Source organism: Pseudomonas sp. IzPS59 (assembly GCF_014863505.1).
Taxonomy (GTDB): domain Bacteria; phylum Pseudomonadota; class Gammaproteobacteria; order Pseudomonadales; family Pseudomonadaceae; genus Aquipseudomonas; species Aquipseudomonas kribbensis.
Genome location: NZ_CP062251.1, coordinates 5,965,691 through 5,984,581, shown reverse-complemented (window position 1 = coordinate 5,984,581; position 18,891 = coordinate 5,965,691). Strand labels below are relative to the sequence as shown.

General features: G+C 62.7%; 15 protein-coding genes. 10 read left to right on the top strand and 5 right to left on the bottom strand.

The window, feature by feature from the left end:
* Positions 1 to 14: 14 nt before the first annotated feature.
* On the top strand, positions 15 to 986 hold the full coding sequence (locus IF189_RS26940; protein WP_114886153.1) for a thymidylate synthase: 972 nt from the start codon (positions 15 to 17) through the stop codon (positions 984 to 986).
* 59 nt (positions 987 to 1,045) lie between these two features.
* Here the strand turns inward: IF189_RS26940 and cadR are convergent, their stop codons facing one another.
* Complete coding sequence (gene cadR / locus IF189_RS26935) at positions 1,046 to 1,495, bottom strand: Cd(II)/Pb(II)-responsive transcriptional regulator (RefSeq protein ID WP_064600182.1); 450 nt, start codon at positions 1,493 to 1,495, stop codon at positions 1,046 to 1,048.
* Between the two features lie 84 nt (positions 1,496 to 1,579).
* Here cadR and IF189_RS26930 point away from each other — a divergent pair, with 84 nt between their 5' ends.
* From IF189_RS26930 to IF189_RS26900, 7 genes are all read left to right on the top strand, one after another.
* Positions 1,580 to 3,835 carry a heavy metal translocating P-type ATPase gene (locus IF189_RS26930; RefSeq protein WP_192552512.1) on the top strand — a complete coding sequence of 752 codons (2,256 nt, stop codon included), beginning with the start codon at positions 1,580 to 1,582 and terminating at the stop codon, positions 3,833 to 3,835.
* A 16-nt stretch (positions 3,836 to 3,851) separates the two neighbouring features.
* A complete protein-coding gene (locus IF189_RS26925; RefSeq protein WP_119427508.1) occupies positions 3,852 to 4,715 on the top strand; it encodes a LysR family transcriptional regulator in 864 nt (287 codons plus the stop codon).
* 107 nt (positions 4,716 to 4,822) lie between these two features.
* Positions 4,823 to 5,899 carry a putative 2-aminoethylphosphonate ABC transporter ATP-binding protein gene (locus IF189_RS26920; RefSeq protein ID WP_134828425.1) on the top strand — a complete coding sequence of 359 codons (1,077 nt, stop codon included), beginning with the start codon at positions 4,823 to 4,825 and terminating at the stop codon, positions 5,897 to 5,899.
* Positions 5,899 to 7,623 (top strand): putative 2-aminoethylphosphonate ABC transporter permease subunit, encoded by a 1,725-nt coding sequence (locus IF189_RS26915; RefSeq protein WP_192552511.1) that lies wholly within the window; start codon positions 5,899 to 5,901, stop codon positions 7,621 to 7,623. The genes IF189_RS26920 and IF189_RS26915 overlap by 1 nt, the downstream gene beginning before the upstream one ends.
* Positions 7,624 to 7,671: 48 nt before the next feature.
* A complete protein-coding gene (locus IF189_RS26910; protein WP_192552510.1) occupies positions 7,672 to 8,697 on the top strand; it encodes a putative 2-aminoethylphosphonate ABC transporter substrate-binding protein in 1,026 nt (341 codons plus the stop codon).
* A 142-nt stretch (positions 8,698 to 8,839) separates the two neighbouring features.
* Positions 8,840 to 9,973, top strand: a complete 1,134-nt coding sequence (locus tag IF189_RS26905; RefSeq protein WP_192552509.1) for a TIGR03364 family FAD-dependent oxidoreductase — start codon at positions 8,840 to 8,842, stop codon at positions 9,971 to 9,973.
* Positions 9,973 to 10,533, top strand: a complete 561-nt coding sequence (locus IF189_RS26900) for a phosphonate degradation HD-domain oxygenase (RefSeq protein WP_192552508.1) — start codon at positions 9,973 to 9,975, stop codon at positions 10,531 to 10,533. Before IF189_RS26905 ends, IF189_RS26900 begins: the two co-directional genes overlap by 1 nt.
* Before the next feature lie 162 nt (positions 10,534 to 10,695).
* Here the strand turns inward: IF189_RS26900 and IF189_RS26895 are convergent, their stop codons facing one another.
* Together IF189_RS26895 and IF189_RS26890 are read right to left on the bottom strand one after the other, a co-directional pair.
* On the bottom strand, positions 10,696 to 12,081 hold the full coding sequence (locus tag IF189_RS26895) for a GTPase/DUF3482 domain-containing protein (protein ID WP_192552507.1): 1,386 nt from the start codon (positions 12,079 to 12,081) through the stop codon (positions 10,696 to 10,698).
* Positions 12,074 to 13,447: a DUF2868 domain-containing protein gene (locus IF189_RS26890; RefSeq protein ID WP_134828420.1), complete on the bottom strand. Its 1,374-nt coding sequence runs from the start codon at positions 13,445 to 13,447 to the stop codon at positions 12,074 to 12,076. The genes IF189_RS26895 and IF189_RS26890 overlap by 8 nt, the downstream gene beginning before the upstream one ends.
* Before the next feature lie 85 nt (positions 13,448 to 13,532).
* Here IF189_RS26890 and IF189_RS26885 point away from each other — a divergent pair, with 85 nt between their 5' ends.
* Entirely contained in the window at positions 13,533 to 14,045 is a 513-nt protein-coding gene (locus IF189_RS26885) for a dihydrofolate reductase (protein WP_134828419.1), read from the top strand.
* 118 nt (positions 14,046 to 14,163) lie between these two features.
* Here IF189_RS26885 and IF189_RS26880 read toward each other — a convergent pair whose 3' ends face one another.
* The gene (locus tag IF189_RS26880) at positions 14,164 to 15,555 is read right to left on the bottom strand and encodes an L-cystine transporter (RefSeq protein ID WP_134828418.1); all 1,392 of its coding nucleotides are present in this window, start codon (positions 15,553 to 15,555) and stop codon (positions 14,164 to 14,166) included.
* Between the two features lie 241 nt (positions 15,556 to 15,796).
* Between IF189_RS26880 and IF189_RS26875 the strand changes: the two genes are divergently transcribed.
* Entirely contained in the window at positions 15,797 to 16,852 is a 1,056-nt protein-coding gene (locus tag IF189_RS26875) for a haloacid dehalogenase-like hydrolase (protein WP_114886132.1), read from the top strand.
* 61 nt (positions 16,853 to 16,913) lie between these two features.
* Here the strand turns inward: IF189_RS26875 and ilvD are convergent, their stop codons facing one another.
* The gene (gene ilvD / locus IF189_RS26870) at positions 16,914 to 18,755 is read right to left on the bottom strand and encodes a dihydroxy-acid dehydratase (RefSeq protein WP_064380052.1); all 1,842 of its coding nucleotides are present in this window, start codon (positions 18,753 to 18,755) and stop codon (positions 16,914 to 16,916) included.
* Between the last annotated feature and the right edge of the window lie 136 nt (positions 18,756 to 18,891).

Genomic DNA, 18,891 nt, shown 5'->3' with positions numbered 1-18,891 from the left:
GACACAGGTAACTCATGAAGCAATATCTCGATCTGGTGTCGCACGTCATCAACAACGGCACCAAACAGGCCAACCGTACCGGCGTGAACACCATCAGCTTTCCGGGCGCCATGCTGCGCTTCGATCTGCAGGAAGGTTTCCCGGCGATCACCACCCGCAAGATGGCCTTCAAATCGGCCATCGGCGAGATGTGCGGCTTTCTGCGTGGTGTGAACAACGCCGCCGAATTCCGTGCGCTGGGCTGCAAGGTCTGGGATCAGAACGCCAACGAAAACGCCCAGTGGCTGGCGAACCCGTTCCGCCAGGGCGAAGACGACCTCGGCGAAATCTACGGCGTGCAATGGCGCAAATGGCCGGCGTACAAGCAGATCCCGCTGAGCAACACCGCCGCCATCGAACAAACCTTGAGTAACGGCTACAAGCAGATTGCCCAGGGCGAAGAAGACGGCCAGGCCTACGTTGTGCTGTACAAAGCCATCGATCAGGTGCGCCAGTGCGTCGACACGATCATCAAGGACCCGGGCAGCCGCCGCATCCTGTTCCACGGCTGGAACTGCGCCCAGCTCGATGAAATGGCCCTGCCGCCGTGCCATCTGCTGTACCAGTTCCACCCGAATGTCGAAACCAAAGAGATCTCCCTGACCCTCTACATCCGTTCCAACGACCTGGGCCTGGGCACACCGTTCAACCTCACCGAAGGCGCTGCGCTGCTGAGCCTGATCGGTCGCCTGACCGGCTACACGCCGCGCTGGTTCACCTATTTCATCGGTGACGCCCACGTCTACGAAAACCACCTCGACATGCTCAACGAACAGCTCAAGCGTGAGCCGTTCGCCATGCCAAAGCTGAAAATTTCGGACCGCGTGCCGGAATTCGCCAAGACGGGTGTTTATCAGCCGGAATGGCTGGAGCTGGTGGAGCCGGGCGACTTCTCGCTGGAAGGCTACGAGCACCATGCGCCGATGACTGCGCCGATGGCGGTCTGAAGCACGAGTGACAAAACACTGAGGGAGCCAGATGGCTCCCTCAGTCGTTTCTGGCGTTCTTAATGGCCGTGGCTGCGGCCCACATGCGAATGCTCGACCTCCGTCGCCACAACCCCGCCACTCACCTCCAGCCGCTGCAGGATCCCGCACTGATCCGCCTCCGGCCCTTCGCCACAGCGCTGGCGCAGGTCGAGCAGTTGCGTCTGCAGCGCCAGCAACCCGTCGATCCGCGCCTTGACGTGCTGGATGTGCTCGTCGATCAGCGCATTCACGCTTTCGCACTGATCCTGCGGGCTGTCGCGCAAGGCGAGCAGGCTGCGGATCTCTTCTAGGGTCATGTCGAGGGTGCGGCAGTTGCGGATGAAGGTCAGGCGCTCGGCGTGGGCCTGGGTGTAGACGCGGTAGTTGCCGTCGCTGCGGGCCGGTTCCGGCAGCAGGTTTTCGCGCTCGTAGTAGCGGATGGTTTCCACGGCGCAATCGGTCTGTTTCGCCAGTTCTCCGATCTTCATGACGGCAATCTCCAAAAGGGTGCTTGACCCTATAGTGGCTACAGGGTCTTTACTTGGCAACAGGCACCTTCATGGACGCGACCAATGAGCGATTCCCAGCACACCCACAAATCCCACGCGGGACACGACCACAGCCACAAATTGCAGCCTGTGCATAAACATGACCACGGCGCCGATTCCTGTTGTGCATCAAAAGCCGCGGCCCCGTCGTTGATTCAACTGAGCGAAGCGAAAAGCGCCGACGCCCGGTTGAGCAGTTTCCGTATCGAAGCGATGGATTGCCCGACCGAACAGACGCTGATCCAGAACAAGCTCGGCAAACTGGCCGGGATCCAGCAGCTGGAATTCAACCTGATCAACCGCGTGCTCGGCGTGACCCACAATCTGTCGGACACCGCGCCGATCATCGACGCGATCAAATCCCTCGGCATGCAGGCCGAGCCGCTGGAGGCGGGCGTTGATGCCCCGGCCGCCGCCCCGGTGAAAAAACACTGGTGGCCATTGGCGCTGTCCGGCGTCGGTGCGCTCGCTGCCGAAGTGATCCACTTCACCAGCGCCGCGCCGACCTGGGTAGTGGCGATCATCGCGCTGATCTCGATCCTCAGCGGCGGCCTCACCACCTACAAGAAGGGCTGGATTGCCCTGAAGAACCGCAACCTCAACATCAACGCCCTGATGAGCATCGCCGTGACCGGCGCCGTGTTGATCGGCCAGTGGCCGGAAGCGGCGATGGTGATGTTCCTGTTCACCGTGGCCGAGCTGATCGAAGCGCGCTCGCTGGATCGCGCACGCAACGCCATCAGCGGTCTGATGCAGATGACGCCGGAGCAGGCGACTGTGTTGCAGGCGGACGGCAACTGGGTCGAACTGGATGTGAAAAGCATCGATCTCGGTGCCCGCGTGCGGGTCAAGCCCGGCGAGCGCATCGCCCTGGACGGTGAAGTCGTCAGCGGCAGTTCGACCATCGATCAGGCGCCGATCACCGGCGAGAGCCTGCCGGTGGAAAAAACCGTCGGCGACAAAGTCTTCGCCGGCACCATCAACCAGGCCGGTTCGCTGGAATACACAGTGACCGCAGCGGCGAACAATTCCACCCTGGCGCGGATCATCCACGCCGTGGAACAGGCGCAAGGCGCACGGGCGCCGACCCAGCGCTTCGTCGATCAATTCTCGAAAATCTACACCCCGGTGGTCTTCGTTCTGGCCCTGGCCGTGGCGATCATCCCGCCGCTGTTCATGGGCGCCGTATGGTTCGACTGGATCTACCGCGCGTTGGTGCTGCTGGTGGTCGCGTGCCCGTGCGCACTGGTGATTTCCACCCCGGTGACCATCGTCAGCGGCCTCGCCGCAGCGGCGCGCAAAGGCATTCTGGTCAAGGGCGGCGTGTACCTGGAGGGCGGCTTCAAGCTCGACTATCTGGCCCTCGACAAGACCGGCACCATCACCCACGGCAAACCGGTGCAGACCGACTACCTGTCCCTCGACCCGACCGCCGATGCCACGGCTCCGGCCATTGCCGCGGCGCTGGCCGGGCGTTCCGATCACCCGGTGTCGCTGGCCATCGCCAATGCCGCTGTGGATAAAGGTTTCGCCACATTGATTGTGGATAACTTCGAAGCGCTGGCCGGGCGCGGTGTGAAAGGTGAGGTCAACGGTCAGGCCTATCACCTGGGCAACCACCGACTGGTGGAAGAACTGGGCCTGTGCTCGCCGCAACTGGAAGAAAAGCTGTTCGCGCTGGAGAAACAGGGCAAGTCCGTGGTGTTGCTGCTCGACAGTTCCGGCCCGCTGGCGTTGTTCGCCGTGGCCGACACCGTCAAGGAAACCAGCCGCGAGGCGATCCGCCAGTTGCACGATCTGGGCGTGAAAACCCTGATGCTCACTGGCGACAACGTCCACACCGCGCAGGCGATTGCAGCGCAGGTCGGGATCGATCAGGCCAAGGGCGACCTGCTGCCGACCGACAAATTGCAAGCCATCGAAGACCTGTATGCGCAGGGCCGACGGGTCGGCATGGTTGGCGACGGCATCAACGACGCGCCGGCACTGGCTCGGGCGGAGATAGGTTTTGCGATGGCGGCGGCCGGTACGGATACGGCGATTGAAACCGCCGATGTCGCCCTGATGGACGACGATCTGCGCAAGATTCCGGCCTTTATCAGCCTGTCCCGCAACACGGCCAGCATCCTGAAACAGAACATTGCGTTGGCTTTGGTGATCAAGGCTATCTTTCTTGGGGTAACCTTCGCCGGGCTCGCCACCATTTGGATGGCGGTGTTTGCCGACATGGGCGTGAGCCTGCTGGTAGTGTTCAACGGTTTGCGCTTGTTGCGCAAATAGAGGAAGAGGGACGGTTGTGCTGAGTGCCGAGCTGAAAGCGTTTTACATGGTGGCCCGCCTGGGCAGCATTACGCTGGCGGCGAAAAAGCTCGGCCTCAGCCAACCGACCGTGACCACCCAGATCCGCAATCTGGAAAGCCAGTATTCGGTGGAGCTGTTCTACCGTGGTGGCCGACGGCTGAGTGTCAGCGATGAAGGCGCGCGGCTGCTGCCGATGGTCAAGGCGCTGTTGCAGCAGGAGGCCGACATCGAGTTCTTCCTGCGCAACAGCGGCCAGGTTCAGGGCACGCTGCGCATTGCTGCCACCGCGCCGTATTACATCCTCGATCTGGTGAAGACCTTCCGCGAGCGCCTGCCGCAGGTGGAAGTCTCGGTGGAAATCGGCAATTCACAGCAAGTGCTGGAAGCGCTGGAGGATTACCGGGTGGATGTCGCGGCGTCGTCGCAATTGCTCGACGATGCGCGGCTGATCCGCCGGGTGCTCGGCAGCGATCCGCTGGTGCTGGCGGTGCATCGCAATCATCCACTGGCGGCGCACGACCATGTGACGCTGAACGCGCTGGCCGGGCATACCCTGTTGATGCGCGAGCCGGGCTCGACCACCCGTCGCCTGACCGAAGAGTTGCTGGCCGGCGCGGGAGTCAGTTTCGGGCCGTTGCTGGAGATCGGCAGCCGTGAATCGATCCGCGAGGCGGTGCTGCGCAACATCGGCATCAGCATCATTGCTCGTCAGGAAGTGCCGCATGATCCGCAGTTGCGGGTGCTGACCCTGGAGAATGCGCCGCAGATCCCCGAATACCTCTACTGCCTCAAGGAACGCAAGAACGCCCGGTTGCCGGCGGCGTTTCTCGGGCTGGCGCAGGAAATGTCTCCGGCCTGACCAACCCAAATCCCCGAATACCACTATCGGTCGATTTTGCCTTGTTGCCATATGACCGACGCATTACAACTCTAGGATTCGTCTCATCTGCTTGATGAGGCCTGTCCATGAACCCTGCAATCGCAACTGCCCTGACTAACCCCGGCGCTCCGATGAAAGTGCGCGGCGTGCAGAAGCGCTTCGGCGCCTTCACGGCGCTGGATAACGTCTCCCTCGATGTCGCGGCCGGTGAGCTGGTGTGCCTGCTCGGACCGTCCGGTTGCGGCAAGACCACGTTGCTGCGTTGCATCGCCGGTCTGGAGAAGCAGGACAGCGGCGAGTTGTACCTCGGCGATCGCGATGTTTCCCACCTCGCGCCGCAGGCTCGAGACTACGGCATCCTGTTCCAGTCCTACGCGCTGTTCCCCAATCTGACCGTCGAAGCGAACATTGCCTACGGCCTCGCCGGCAGCGGTCGCGATGAAGTGCGCCGTCGCGTCGGTCAGATGCTGGAACTGGTCGGCCTCAGCGGCAGTGAGAAAAAATACCCGGGCCAGTTGTCCGGCGGCCAGCAGCAACGTGTGGCCCTGGCACGTGCCTTGGCGCCGGCACCGTCGCTGCTGTTGCTCGACGAACCGATGTCGGCCCTCGATGCCCGGGTCCGCGAGCATCTGTGCACCGAGCTGCGCCAATTGCAGCGCAACCTCGGTATCACCACCCTGATGGTCACCCACAATCAGGACGAAGCCATGCTGATGGCCGACCGCATCGCCGTGATGAACAACGGCAAGGTCGAGCAGTACGCCACCCCGCAGGAAATCTACAACCGTCCGGCCACGCCGTTCGTGGCCGAGTTCGTCGGCCAGGGCAACTGGCTGCCGTTCCAGCGCAGCAGCGACAGCCACGCCAAGGTCGGCGGGATGAACCTGCGTCTGGCCGACGGCAGCGTCCTCAGCCCGTCGGGCCGACTGTTCTGCCGCCCGGAAGCGATCAACGTCAATCCGCTGGTGCATGAGGAAAACCTGTTCCCGGCCAAGGTTCGAGAGATCACTTTCCTCGGCAACCGCTGCCGCATGAGCTTCGAACTCGATCAATTGCCCGGCCACGCCTTGCTCGCCGAACTGGCGCCGGAAGCCATGCCGCGCCTCGGCGCCCAGCAAATCATGGTCGCCTTGCCGCCACGCAGCCTGCAGGTGTTTGCCTGATGAACAGCAACCTCGCACTGCCGCTACCGCAAAAGCAGGCGCGGCAGGTGTCCGGGGCCGAGGTCGGTGACCGGATCTTCGTCCTCGGCGGCAAACTCCTGCTGCTGGTGTTGCTTGGTGTGGCGGTGCTGTTGCCATTGCTGGCGATCTTCTGGCGCGGTTTCAGTAGCGAAGCGGGGCAGGGCGGTGGATGGCTGGCGGCGAAGGAGCTGGTGACCAGCGACAACTTCCACTGGTTGCTCGGCAACAGCCTGAAGGTTTCCCTCAGCGTCGCGGCGATCGTCGTACCGCTGGCCTACCTGTTTGCCTACGCCTTGCAACGCACATTGATTCCGGCAAAAGGCATCTGGCGCGGGATTTCGCTGCTGCCACTGATGGCGCCGTCGATGCTGCCGGGGATTGCACTGGTGTATCTGTTCGGCAATCAGGGCATGTTGCGCGGGCTGCTGTCGGACAACATCTACGGTTTCTGGGGGATTGTTCTGGGTGAGGTGATCTACACCTTCCCACACGCCTTGATGATTTTGCTGTCAGCCCTGTCGCTGGCGGATGCGCGACTGTTCGACGCTGCGTCGAGCATGGGCGCCAGTCCGGCGAAAGCTTTTCGCAGCATTACCTGGCCGGCGACACGCCAGGCCGTGTTCGCCGCGTTCTGTCTGGTGTTCACCCTGACCATCACCGATTTCGGTGTGCCGGTGGTGGTCGGTGGCGACTATCAAGTGCTGGCGCTGGAAGCCTACAAAGCCGTGGTCGGCCAGCAGCAATTCGGTCGCGGTGCGTTGATCGGCATGGTTCTGCTGCTGCCGGCACTGTTCAGCTTCGGTGTCGATGCCTGGTTGCGTCGGCGGCACGGTGACTCCATGAGCGGCCGCGCCCAGGTGTTCAAACCGGCGCCGTCGAAGACGCGCGACGCCTGTTATCTGGCCATCGTCCTGCTGATCAGCGCTGCGTTGCTGCTGGTGTTCGGCATGGCGGTGTTCTCGTCGCTGGTGAAGTTCTGGCCGTACAACCTGTCGCTGTCGCTCAATCACTACCAGTTCAACGAGACCGCCGGTGGTGGCTGGCTGGCCTACGCCAACAGTCTGAAAATGGCGCTGGGTACGGCGTTGATCGGCAGCGTGCTGATCTTCACCGGCGCCTACCTGATGGAAAAGACCCGCAGCCAGCGTGGGCTGAATCTGACGCTACGCATGCTCAGTTTCGTACCGATGGCTGTGCCGGGGCTGGTGCTGGGTCTGGGTTATGTCTTCTTCTTCAACCTCACCGGCAACCCGCTGCACGTGTTGTACGGGACCATGACCCTGCTGATCGTCTGCACCATCGCTCACTATCTGACCACTGCGCAGATGACCGCCACCACCGCGCTGCGCCAGCTCGACGCCGAGTTCGAAGCCGCCGCGCTGTCGCTCAAGGCGCCGCTGTACCGGCATTACCTGCGGGTCACCGTGCCGATCTGCCTGCCGGCGCTGCTGGACATCGTGCGCTACCTGTTCGTCTCGGCGATGACCACCGTGTCGGCGGCGATCTTCCTCTACAGCCCCGACACCATCCTCGCGGCGGTGGCGGTGCTGAACATGGATGACGCCGGCAACGTCGGCGGCGCGGCGGCGATGTCGACCCTGATTCTGTTCACCTCGGCGGGCGTGTCCTTGCTGCTGGCGTGGGCTTCGCGCGGCTTGCTGCGCCGTTCCCAGGCCTGGCGGCAAACGGCGCCGGGCCACTGATTCCATCCCGTTCAACTCCCCCTCAACTCAAAAGACAGGAAAACGATCATGTTCAAGCCTATGGCCCTGGCCGCTGCTGTGCTCGCTACTTTCAGCCTGAATGCCTTCGCGGCAAAAACCGAGTTGACGGTGTACACCGCCCTCGAAGCCGAACAGCTGACCGCGTACAAGGCTGCGTTCGAAAAGGCCAACCCGGACGTCGAGATCAAGTGGGTGCGCGATTCCACCGGGATCATCACCGCCAAACTGCTGGCCGAAAAAGAGCGTCCACAGGCTGACGCGGTATGGGGCCTGGCCGCTTCGAGCCTGGCGATCCTCGATCAGCAAGGCATGCTGCAAAGCTATGCGCCGAAGGACCTGGGCAAGATCGGAGCGAACTACCGCGACGCCGCCAACCCGCCAGCCTGGGTCGGCATGGACGTCTGGGCCGCAACCATTTGCTTCAACACCGTCGAGGCCGAGAAGCAGGGCCTGACCAAACCGGTGAGCTGGCAGGACCTGACCAAGCCTGAGTACAAAGGCAAGATCGTGATGCCGAATCCGGCCTCGTCCGGCACCGGTTTCCTCGACGTCAGCGCCTGGCTGCAAACCTTCGGCGAGAAGCAGGGCTGGGCCTACATGGACGGTCTGCACCAGAACATCGGCCAGTACGTTCACTCCGGTTCCAAGCCTTGCAAACTGGCGGCGGCGGGCGAATTCCCGATCGGGATTTCCTTCGAGTACCCGGCCGTTCAGCTGAAGCGTCAGGGCGCGCCACTGGACATCATCCTGCCGAAGGAAGGCCTGGGCTGGGAGATCGAAGCGACTGCCGTGATCAAAGGCACGCCGCATGAAGAAGCCGCGAAGAAACTGGCCGACTTCTCCGCCAGCGCCCCGGCGATGGATCTGTACAAGGAAAACTTCGCCGTCCTCGCTCAGCCGGGCATCGCCAAGCCGCAGACCGAACTGCCGGCCGACTACGAACAGCGCCTGATCAAGAACGACTTTGCCTGGGCTTCGAAGAACCGCGACGAGATCCTGACCGAATGGCGCAAGCGCTATGACGGCAAGTCCGAGAAAGTCGCTGCCAAGTAAGATCTTCATCGACTGACAGGGCCCCATCGCTGGCAAGCCAGCTCCCACAGTTTCCAAGGTGTTCACACAATCAGTGTTCACCACAAATCCTGTGGGAGCTGGCTTGCCGGCGATGGCGGTCTCTTTTTCAGAGCACTTCTAGATGACACAACACAAAGACTTGCTGATCGTCGGCGCCGGTATCCTGGGCCTGTCCCACGCCTACGCGGCCGCCCGGTGCGGTCTCAAGGTCACGGTTTTCGAGCGCACCGCCACGCCAATCGGCGCGTCCGTTCGCAACTTCGGCCAGGCACTGGTCACCGGCCAGCCACCGGGCCCGATGCTCGAACTGGCCAAGGCCAGCCGCGAAATCTGGGGCCAGTGGGCGCAGGTCGCCGGCCTGCAACTCAAGCGTAACGGTTCGTACCTGTTCGCTCGCTCCGAGGCCGAAGAGCACTTGCTCGAAGCCTTCTGTGCCGGGCGCGCCGTGGAGCACGACTACCGCGTCGAGCTGCTGCGCGGTGCCGCATTGCGCGATCTGTACGGCGGCCAGTTCAGCCATCACCGCGCCGCACTGCACGGCATGGACGATCAACAGCTGTATTCCCGGGAAGCGATTCCGGCGCTGATCGATTACCTGCGCCGCGAACTTGGCGTCGAGTTTCACTTCTCGACGCTGGTGCGTGACGTCGAACCGGGGCGCCTGCACAGCACCGCCGGGATCTTCACCGCCGAGCAGATCATCGTCTGTTCCGGCCACGATTATCAGACCCTGCTGGCCGAGCCGATTGCCGCCCTCGACCCGCAGATCTGCCGCCTGCAAATGCTCCGCGCCCGGCCGCAGATCGACCTGAACCTGCAACACGCTCTGCTCACCGGCCTCAGCTGCGTGCATTACGGCGCCTTCGCCGATCTGCCGGAAGCGGCGGCGGTGCAGGCGCAGATCCTGCGCGAACAACCGCACCTGCAGGAAAACGGCATTCACCTGCTGATCAGCCCGACGCCTTACGGCGAACTGATCATCGGCGACTCGCACCATTACGGCAGCGATCCATCACCGTTCAACTCCGAGCAGGTCGACAACTGGATGCTGGAGCTGGCCGAACAGACCCTTGGCTGCAAGGTGCAGGTGGTCGAGCGCTGGCAGGGTGTCTATGGTTCCCGGGGGCCGGGGCCGTTTTCGTTCCTGCGTCCGGCGCCGGGGCTGAGTGTGGCGCTGATGCACAGCGGCGTCGGCATGAGCGTCGGCCCGGCCATGGCCGAGGGCAATGTCGCACAGCTTTTTGGAGAGAACTGATGTTGAGTCACGAACAAGTCATCGACCGGGTGTTCGGCCTCTATGAGCGGTTCGGCGCCAGCGACTACATCGGTGAACCGGTGTCGCAGATCGAGCACATGTCCCAGGCCGCGCAACTGGCCATCGCCGAAGGCTTTGACGATGAAGTGGTACTCGCTGCGTTCTTCCACGACATCGGCCATTTGTGTGCCGAAGGCGCGGAGAACATGGGCGGTTATGGCGTGGTCAGTCACGAGCGCCTCGGTGCCGACTATTTGCGTGAAGCCGGATTCAGTGAACGCCTGGCGCGGCTGGTGGAATATCACGTCCAGGCCAAGCGCTATCTGACGCTCAGGGAGCCGGGTTATTACGAGCGCTTGAGCGAAGCCAGCCGCCGCACCCTGGAATATCAGGGCGGGGTGATGACGGAGGCCGAAGCCGATACGTTCGAGCAGGATCCGCTGTGCGCCGTCAGCCTGCGGATGCGCCAGTGGGATGAACTGGCGAAGGAGATGGCGGTGCCGGTGATGGATTTGTCTGTTCTCAAGCGCAAGGCTGAAGTTTTGTTGTCTGCCCAGTGATTGTTGCCCTCACCCCAGCCCTCTCCCGGTGGGAGAGGGAGCCGATCTTCATGCTTTTCAAACCTGAGTTCGACTTAAATATCTCAGGTCGATGTATGACCCAAGAACAACACGGTCAGCTCCCTCTCCCTCCGGGAGAGGGCTGGGGTGAGGGGCTGGGGTTTAAAGCTCAAGCACCTTCCCCACCAACGACTCAATCTGCTCCTGCCGTTCCGCCTGATTCAGCTTCGGATGGGGATTGAGCGAAGACCACTGCGGATGCGCCCGGGCCTTGCTCAGGGCTTCGGGCAGCTTGCCCTCGCGCCAGGTCTTGTCCTGCGGCGTTGCCACCTGAATGCTGTCCAGCGCCGCATGACCACGGGCATTCAGCGCTTGCAGCAGTTGGCGCTGGCGCAGGGCCAACAGACGCAGCACGTTGTCGTCGACCGTCAGCTCCCGCTGCCCTTTGATCTTGCCGAGCAGGCGATTGCCATAACTGCGGGCGGTTTGCAGGGCACCGCCGGCAATCGCGCCGGCCAGGGCGGCGGCGCCGAGGGTGATACCGCCCACCAGCAAATCCACCCCCGCACCGGCCGCTGCACCGGCCGCAATCCCGCCGCCGACCCGCACGCCCAATTGCTTGAGGGTTTCCGGGTTGAACAGGTCATCGCCCCAGCGGCCGTTGAGCAGCGGCAGATCACTGGCGGCGGCGTCCTGCGGGCGAAAGGCGTAGAGCTTGAGCAGCGCTTCGACGCAGCGTTGTTCGCGTTGGCGCACGGCTTTGCGCAGTTCGCTGATGGCCTGTTGTTCCTGCTCGGCGTTGCTCGCCACACTGCGTCGGCACGCGGCACAGTCGATCAACAGTTCGGCGATCAGGCGTGCGGCGCTTTGCTCGCGGGCGAGGCGTTGGGCCTGTTGATCGGCGATCAGCCGTTCAAGTTGCGGGCGGGCGTTTTCCAGCAGCAACGCGAGGCTTTCGTAAAGCCGCCGCTCACCATCCTCCGGCGGAGCGACACTGTCGAAGCGCACCAGCGCATGCAGGCCGAGACGCGCCAGTGCTTCACGCCAGTCCGGCTCTCGGTGGTTGGCGCTGCTGACGAAATTCAGCACCGGCAGCAAAGGTTTGCCGCAACTGGCCAGCACTTCCAGTTCATCACGGTACTTGGCCAGCACCGGTTCCCGGGCGTCGATCACATACAGGCCGGCATCGGAGTCGAGCAGTTGCCGCAGCACCTTGGCTTCCTGTTCGAAACGCTGGCGTGCTTCGCTGCCGTCGAGAAATCGCGCTAGACGCGCCGGGCCGTCGAGGCGTTCGCCGGGGCGTTCCAGACGCTCGAGAAAATCCAGCAGGGCGATGGCGTCTTCCAGGCCCGGTGTGTCGTAGAGGTCGAGCAACGGCTCGCCATCCACCGACAGCCGCGCGCCTTCGACATGCCGCGTGGTGCTCGGGCGATGGGAGACTTCACCGAAGCCGACATCGCGGGTCAGGGTGCGCAACAGCGAAGTCTTGCCGACGTTGGTGTGGCCGACCACCGCCAGTTTCAGCGGCGCTTTCCAGGCATCAGTCATGTCCGTGCTCCAGCCAGTTCAACGGGGCGCAATCGGCAAACTCCAGCTCAAGCTGTTGCAGCGCCACGTGCCAGTCGCCCAAACGCTCGGCGTCCAGCGCCTGTCCTTGCGGCGCCTGCAACAGCCAGACCCGGGTCGCGGTGGCATTGCGCGCCAGCTCGGCAATCAGCGCCAGGCTGCCGCGATCCGGCGAGCGTCGTGGGTCGCAGGCAATCGCGAGGCGCGCCGGCGGGAAGCGGCTGAGCTGTTCGAGGAGTTTGTTGCGCGATTCCCGGCTGTCGAGGATGCCGGCGTTGCTGACGTTTTTCGGCAGTGCCGGTGGCCAGGAGTGTTGATCGTCGAGTTCGATCGCCACCAGCAACGCGCCGTCACTGGCGTGTTCGCCGACCGTGCTTTCGACGCGGTGCAATTGCGCAGGCTCGGGGTCGGTGATGCCGAGGCGTTCGCTGGTCGGCATCAGGCGTTCGCGCAGTTGAGCGTAGCCGGGCAGGTTCAGGTCCAGACGCAACGCAGCCTTGCCGCTGTTCCAGCGCCAGAAGCAAAACAGCGCCAGCAGCAGACGCGGCAGCACGCCGTACACCACCAGCACGCCGACCAGCCAGGTCGCCCAGGCCTGACGGGCGCTTTCGATGTTCAGCGCAATGTCGCCGCTGGCGCGGATCATGTCCACGGTCGGCACGTTGAAACCCAGCAGCGCCGGCAATGCGCCGAGGGCCTGGGTCATGTTGATGAAGGTATCGGCGCTGAGAATCGTGGTTTCCCAGACGAAACCGTAGCGCCGGGTCGCCATCAGTGTCAGTAGCAATACCAGTGCGCTGACCATCGCCAGCAGCCACAGGCCATTGACCAGCGTACCGAGCGCCCAGCGATTGAGTTTCTGGCGTTGCAGCATCAGCAGCAAGGCCGGCGCCAGTTGCGCCGCCTTGGCGTCGCGGGCGAATTTTTCACTGAGCCACAGCCACAAGCGGCCAAGGGTGGCACCGTGTTCGCCAGCGAAGATCAGCCCCAGGGCCCAGCTCAACAGCAAAATCAGATTCAGCCCGAGCAGACTGCCCAGGGCCCAGAACACATTGACCGGCGTCTGGCCCAGTGCGGCAAAGGCCAGACCAGCGCCGCTCAACACGGCGAAGATCGCAAGTAGCACCAGCGCCAGACGCGCGCCTTGCAGCCAGTGCTTGAGCGCAGAGGTCAGGCCGTCGCGCTCGGCCAGCCACAAGGCCCGGCGTTGAATGCGTCCCGGCAGATCGCCGCCGGCCGCGCGGGCCAGGCGATTGGCTTCCAGATCGTCCAGCGGGCCTGCGTGTTCTTCGCGCAGACGCACGGTTTCGGTGAGCCAGAGGTTTTGCAGTGGAGTCAGTTCAGTCACGCGGCATCCCGATGCTTGATTGAGCCGTGAGCATAACCGCTGTGGCGCTTATCGGGGTAAGCGCGGCTCTGGTATCCTCGCCGGCATGACTAAATCACTCCCCCTCAGCCTGATCGCAGCCCTCGGTGAAAACCGTGTGATCGGCGTCGACAACAGCATGCCCTGGCACCTGCCGGGGGACTTCAAATACTTCAAGGCCACGACGCTCGGCAAGCCGATCATCATGGGTCGCAAGACCTGGGATTCGCTGGGTCGTCCGTTGCCGGGGCGCTTGAATATCGTGGTCAGCCGTCAGGCCGGTCTGGTGCTGGAAGGCGCGGAAGTCTATCCGTCGCTGGAAGCTGCCGTGGTTCGCGCCGAAGAGTGGGCGAAAGAGCAGGGCGTCGACGAGTTGATGCTGATTGGCGGGGCGCAACTGTATGCGCAGGGACTGGCCCAGGCGGATCGTCTGTATCTGACCCGTGTGGCGCTGAGCCCGGAAGGCGATGCGTGGTTTCCGGAGTTCGATCTGAACCAGTGGAAACTGGTGTCGAACGTGCCGAATCCGGCTGAAGGCGACAAACCGGCTTACCACTTCGAAGTCTGGGAAAAAGCCTAAAAGCATCGCTGGCAAGCCAGCTCCCACAGTTTCCAAGGTGTCCACACAATCAGTGTTCACCACAAATCCTGTGGGAGCTGGCTTGCCAGCGAAGAGGCCCGCTTAGGCGCTAAAGAGTTTAAGCCTGGGCAAGCTCCGCATGCTCATCGGCATCCAGCAGGGCCTTGTCGGTCTGCTGCATCACCTGGCTGGTAATTGCGCCAGCGGTGATCGAACCACTCACGTTCAGCGCTGTACGACCCATGTCGATCAGCGGCTCGACCGAAATCAGCAACGCCACCAGCGAAACCGGCAAGCCCATGGCCGGCAGCACGATCAGTGCCGCGAAGGTCGCGCCGCCGCCCACGCCCGCCACACCGGCCGAACTCAAGGTCACAATCGCCACCAGCGTCGCGATCCACAGCGGATCCAGCGGGTTGATGCCGACCGTTGGTGCAACCATCACCGCCAACATCGCCGGGTACAGACCGGCGCAACCGTTCTGGCCGATGGTCGCGCCGAAGGACGCGGCGAAGCTTGCGATCGACTGTGGAATGCCCAGACGGCGGGTCTGCGCTTCGATGCTCAGCGGAATGCTTGCGGCGCTGGAGCGGCTGGTGAAGGCGAACGTCAACACCGGCCAGATCTTGCGGAAGAAGCGCAGCGGGTTGATCCCGGCGGCCGACACCAGCAGACCGTGCACGACGAACATCAGGCCCAGACCGAGGTACGACACCACCACGAAACTGCCGAGCTTGATGATGTCCTGCAGGTTGGAACCGGCCACCACTTTGGTCATCAGCGCCAGCACGCCGTAAGGGGTCAGCTTCATCACCAGACGCACCAGACGCATCACCCAGGCTTGCAGGGTGTCGATGGCGTTGATCACTTTCTGACCTTTCTCGGCGTCATCCTTGAGCAGTTGCAGCGCGGCAACCCCCATGAACGCGGCGAAGATCACCACGCTGATGATCGAGGTCGGCTTGGCCCGCGCCAGGTCGGCGAACGGGTTCTGCGGGATGAACGACAGCAGCAGTTGGGGCACATTCAGGTCGGCGACCTTGCCGGCGTAGTCGGTCTGAATGGTTTGCAGACGGGCCATTTCCTGCGTGCCGGCGACCAGACCTTCGGCGGTCAGGCCGAACAGGTTGGTCAGGCCGATGCCGATAAGCGCCGCAATCGCCGTGGTGAACAGCAGCGTGCCGATGGTCAGGAAGCTGATCTTGCCCAGCGACGACGCGTTGTGCAGACGGGCCACGGCGCTGAGGATCGAGGCGAACACCAGCGGGATCACGATCATCTGCAGCAGTTGCACGTAACCGTTGCCCACCAGATCGAACCAGCCGATCGAGGCTTTCAGCACCGGGTTGCCGGCACCGTAGATCGTGTGCAGCGCGACGCCGAACGCCACGCCCAGCACCAGGGCGAGCAGGACTTTTTTCGCCAGGCTCCACGAGGTGTGACGGGTTTGCGCCAGACCGAAGAGCAGGGCGAGGAACACCAGCAAGTTGAGAATCAGGGGCAGATTCATGAGGACTCCAGAAAAGACTGTGCCAACAACCTTCCGGGGCTGTTGCGAACCGGCAAGCCTAACAGTTTGATTTCCAATGATTTAATACCGAAATCAAAGGTCGTCCGTCGTTTTTGGAATAAGCGGGTGTCGCTCTCGGGGATGCAGTTGGCGCAAAAGGGACGTGGACGGTCGCTGACAGACGGTAACTGTCACACTGATTTGTTAGCGTCGATCTCTTTCAATCGGGGAGAAACGCAGAATGAAGTTCGCACCTAAATTGCTGGCTGCCGCACTCTGCTTCGGCCTTGTTGGCCAAGCGTTCGCCACTGACCTCAAGCACTGGCCGGCGGACCAGGCCAAGGCACTGGACGCGATGATCGCGGCCAACGCCAACAAGGGTAACTACGCGGTGTTCGACATGGACAACACCAGTTACCGCTACGACCTCGAAGAGTCGCTGCTGCCGTTCATGGAAAACAAGGGCCTGATCACCCGTGACAAGCTCGACCCGTCGCTGAAACTGATCCCGTTCAAGGACACCGCCGACCACAAGGAAAGCCTGTTCAGCTACTACTACCGCCTCTGCGAAGTCGACGACATGGTCTGCTACCCATGGGTGGCGCAGGTGTTCTCCGGCTTCACCCTCAAGGAACTCAAAGGCTACGTCGACGAGCTGATGGCCTCGGGCAAACCGGTGCCGGCGACCTATTACGAAGGCGATGTGGTGAAGAACATCGACGTGCAGCCGCCGAAAGTCTTCACCGGTCAGGCCGAGCTGTACAACAAACTGATGGAGAACGGCATCGAGGTCTACGTGATGACCGCCGCCTCCGAAGAACTGGTGCGCATGGTCGCGGCCGATCCGAAGTACGGCTACAACGTCAAACCGCAGAACGTCATTGGCGTGACCACCTTGCTGAAGAACCGCGAGACCGGCGAACTGACCACCGCACGCAAGCAGATCACTGCCGGCAAGTATGACGAGAAGGCCAACCTCGGCCTCGAACTGACCCCGTACCTGTGGACCCCGGCGACCTGGATGGCCGGCAAGCACGCGGCGATCCTGACTTACATCGACGAATGGAAAAAACCGGTGCTGGTGGGCGGCGACACCCCGAGCAGCGACGGCTACATGCTGTTCCACAGCGTCGACGTGGCCAAGGGCGGCATTCACCTGTGGGTCAACCGCAAGGACAAGTACATGACCCAGCTCAACGGCATGATGGCCAAGCACGCGGCAGCTCAGGCGAAGGAAGGTTTGCCGGTGACGGCGGACAAGAACTGGGTGATCGTGAAGCCGGAAGAGATTCAGTAAGCCTCAAGGCAAAAAAATGCCCCGCACTTGGCGGGGCATTTTTGTTTCTGCGATTTGACGCTTACAGGCCGTCGAGCATGGCCTTGTTACGCACCGCACCCTTGTCGGCGCTGGTCGCCAGCAGGGCGTAGGCCTTGAGGGCGGTGGTCACTTTACGTGGACGCTTCTCGACCGGTTTCCAGCCTTTCTTGTCCTGCTCGACCCGGCGTGCCGCCAGTTCTTCGTCGCTGATCAACAGGTTGATCGAGCGGTTCGGAATGTCGATCAGCACCTTGTCACCGTCCTGCACCAGACCGATCGCGCCGCCGGCCGCAGCCTCTGGCGAAGCGTGGCCGATGGACAGGCCGGAAGTGCCGCCGGAGAAACGGCCATCGGTCAGCAGGGCGCAGGCTTTGCCCAGGCCCTTGGATTTCAGGTACGACGTCGGGTAGAGCATTTCCTGCATACCCGGGCCGCCTTTCGGGCCTTCGTAGCGAATGATGACGATGTCGCCTTCCTTCACTTCGTCGGCGAGGATGCCGCGTACGGCGCTGTCCTGGCTTTCGAAGATCTTCGCGTTGCCTTCGAAGACGTGAATCGACTCGTCGACGCCGGCGGTTTTCACCACGCAGCCGTCCAGGGCGATGTTGCCGTACAGCACGGCCAGGCCGCCTTCTTTCGAATAGGCGTGCTCGAAGCTGCGGATGCAACCGTTTTCACGGTCGTCATCCAGGGTTTCCCAACGGGTCGACTGGCTGAACGCGGTTTGCGTCGGAATGCCGGCCGGGCCTGCCTTGAAGAAATGGTGCACGGCTTCATCGTCGGTCTGGGTGATGTCCCACTTGGCGATGGCTTCTTCCATGCTGCGGCTGTGCACGGTCGGCAGGTCGGTGTGCAGCAGGCCGCCACGGGCCAGCGAACCGAGGATGCTGAAGATGCCGCCGGCGCGGTGCACGTCTTCCATGTGGTACTTCTGGATGTTCGGCGCGACCTTGCACAGCTGCGGCACCTTGCGCGACAGACGATCGATGTCACGCAGGTCGAAGTCGATCTCGGCTTCCTGGGCGGCGGCCAGCAAGTGCAGGATGGTGTTGGTCGAACCGCCCATGGCGATGTCGAGCATCATCGCGTTTTCGAACGCCTTGAAGTTGGCGATGTTGCGCGGCAGTACCGACTCGTCGTTCTCGCCGTAGTAGCGTTTGCACAGTTCGACGATGGTGCGGCCCGCCTGCAGGAACAGCTGTTCGCGATCGCTGTGGGTGGCCAGGGTCGAACCGTTGCCCGGCAGTGCGAGGCCCAGGGCTTCGGTCAGGCAGTTCATCGAGTTGGCGGTGAACATGCCGGAGCACGAACCGCAGGTCGGACAGGCGCTGCGCTCGTACTCGGCAACCTTCTCGTCAGAAGCGCTGGAGTCGGCGGCGATGACCATGGCGTCGACGAGGTCGAGACCGTGGCTGGCCAGTTTGGTCTTGCCTGCTTCCATCGGGCCGCCGGAGACGAAGATCACCGGGATGTTCAGGCGCAGGGCGGCCATCAGCATGCCCGGGGTGATCTTGTCGCAGTTGGAGATGCAGACGATGGCGTCGGCGCAGTGGGCGTTGACCATGTACTCGACGGAGTCGGCGATGATCTCGCGGCTCGGCAGCGAATACAGCATGCCGTCGTGGCCCATGGCGATGCCGTCGTCCACGGCGATGGTGTTGAATTCTTTCGCCACGCCACCGGCGCGTTCGATTTCACGGGCAACCAGCTGGCCCAGATCCTTCAGGTGTACGTGGCCCGGTACGAACTGGGTGAAGGAGTTGGCAATGGCGATGATCGGCTTCTTGAAGTCGTCATCCTTCATCCCGGTGGCGCGCCACAGTGCGCGGGCGCCGGCCATGTTGCGGCCGTGGGTGGATGTTTTCGAGCGGTAATCTGGCATGGAGCACTCCGGGCGGCTAATCAGGTATCAAAAGGGAGTGAGCTTCTATTGACGTCTGGAACACTCAGAAATGGCCGTGTGTCCTGAAGTTGCCGATGACGTTGCGGGATCGCCGCTGGTCTCAGCCTGAGCTCAT

Excerpts from the sequence above, each read along its gene's own strand:
- IF189_RS26940 (WP_114886153.1), top strand. The coding sequence starts at position 15 with ATGAAGCAATATCTCGATCTGGTGTCGCACGTCATCAACAACGGCACC.
- cadR (WP_064600182.1), bottom strand. The coding sequence starts at position 1,495 with ATGAAGATCGGAGAACTGGCGAAACAGACCGATTGCGCCGTGGAAACC.
- IF189_RS26930 (WP_192552512.1), top strand. The coding sequence starts at position 1,580 with ATGAGCGATTCCCAGCACACCCACAAATCCCACGCGGGACACGACCAC.
- IF189_RS26920 (WP_134828425.1), top strand. The coding sequence starts at position 4,823 with ATGAACCCTGCAATCGCAACTGCCCTGACTAACCCCGGCGCTCCGATG.
- IF189_RS26915 (WP_192552511.1), top strand. The coding sequence starts at position 5,899 with ATGAACAGCAACCTCGCACTGCCGCTACCGCAAAAGCAGGCGCGGCAG.
- IF189_RS26910 (WP_192552510.1), top strand. The coding sequence starts at position 7,672 with ATGTTCAAGCCTATGGCCCTGGCCGCTGCTGTGCTCGCTACTTTCAGC.
- IF189_RS26905 (WP_192552509.1), top strand. The coding sequence starts at position 8,840 with ATGACACAACACAAAGACTTGCTGATCGTCGGCGCCGGTATCCTGGGC.
- IF189_RS26900 (WP_192552508.1), top strand. The coding sequence starts at position 9,973 with ATGTTGAGTCACGAACAAGTCATCGACCGGGTGTTCGGCCTCTATGAG.
- IF189_RS26895 (WP_192552507.1), bottom strand. The coding sequence starts at position 12,081 with ATGACTGATGCCTGGAAAGCGCCGCTGAAACTGGCGGTGGTCGGCCAC.
- IF189_RS26885 (WP_134828419.1), top strand. The coding sequence starts at position 13,533 with ATGACTAAATCACTCCCCCTCAGCCTGATCGCAGCCCTCGGTGAAAAC.
- IF189_RS26880 (WP_134828418.1), bottom strand. The coding sequence starts at position 15,555 with ATGAATCTGCCCCTGATTCTCAACTTGCTGGTGTTCCTCGCCCTGCTC.
- IF189_RS26875 (WP_114886132.1), top strand. The coding sequence starts at position 15,797 with ATGAAGTTCGCACCTAAATTGCTGGCTGCCGCACTCTGCTTCGGCCTT.
- ilvD (WP_064380052.1), bottom strand. The coding sequence starts at position 18,755 with ATGCCAGATTACCGCTCGAAAACATCCACCCACGGCCGCAACATGGCC.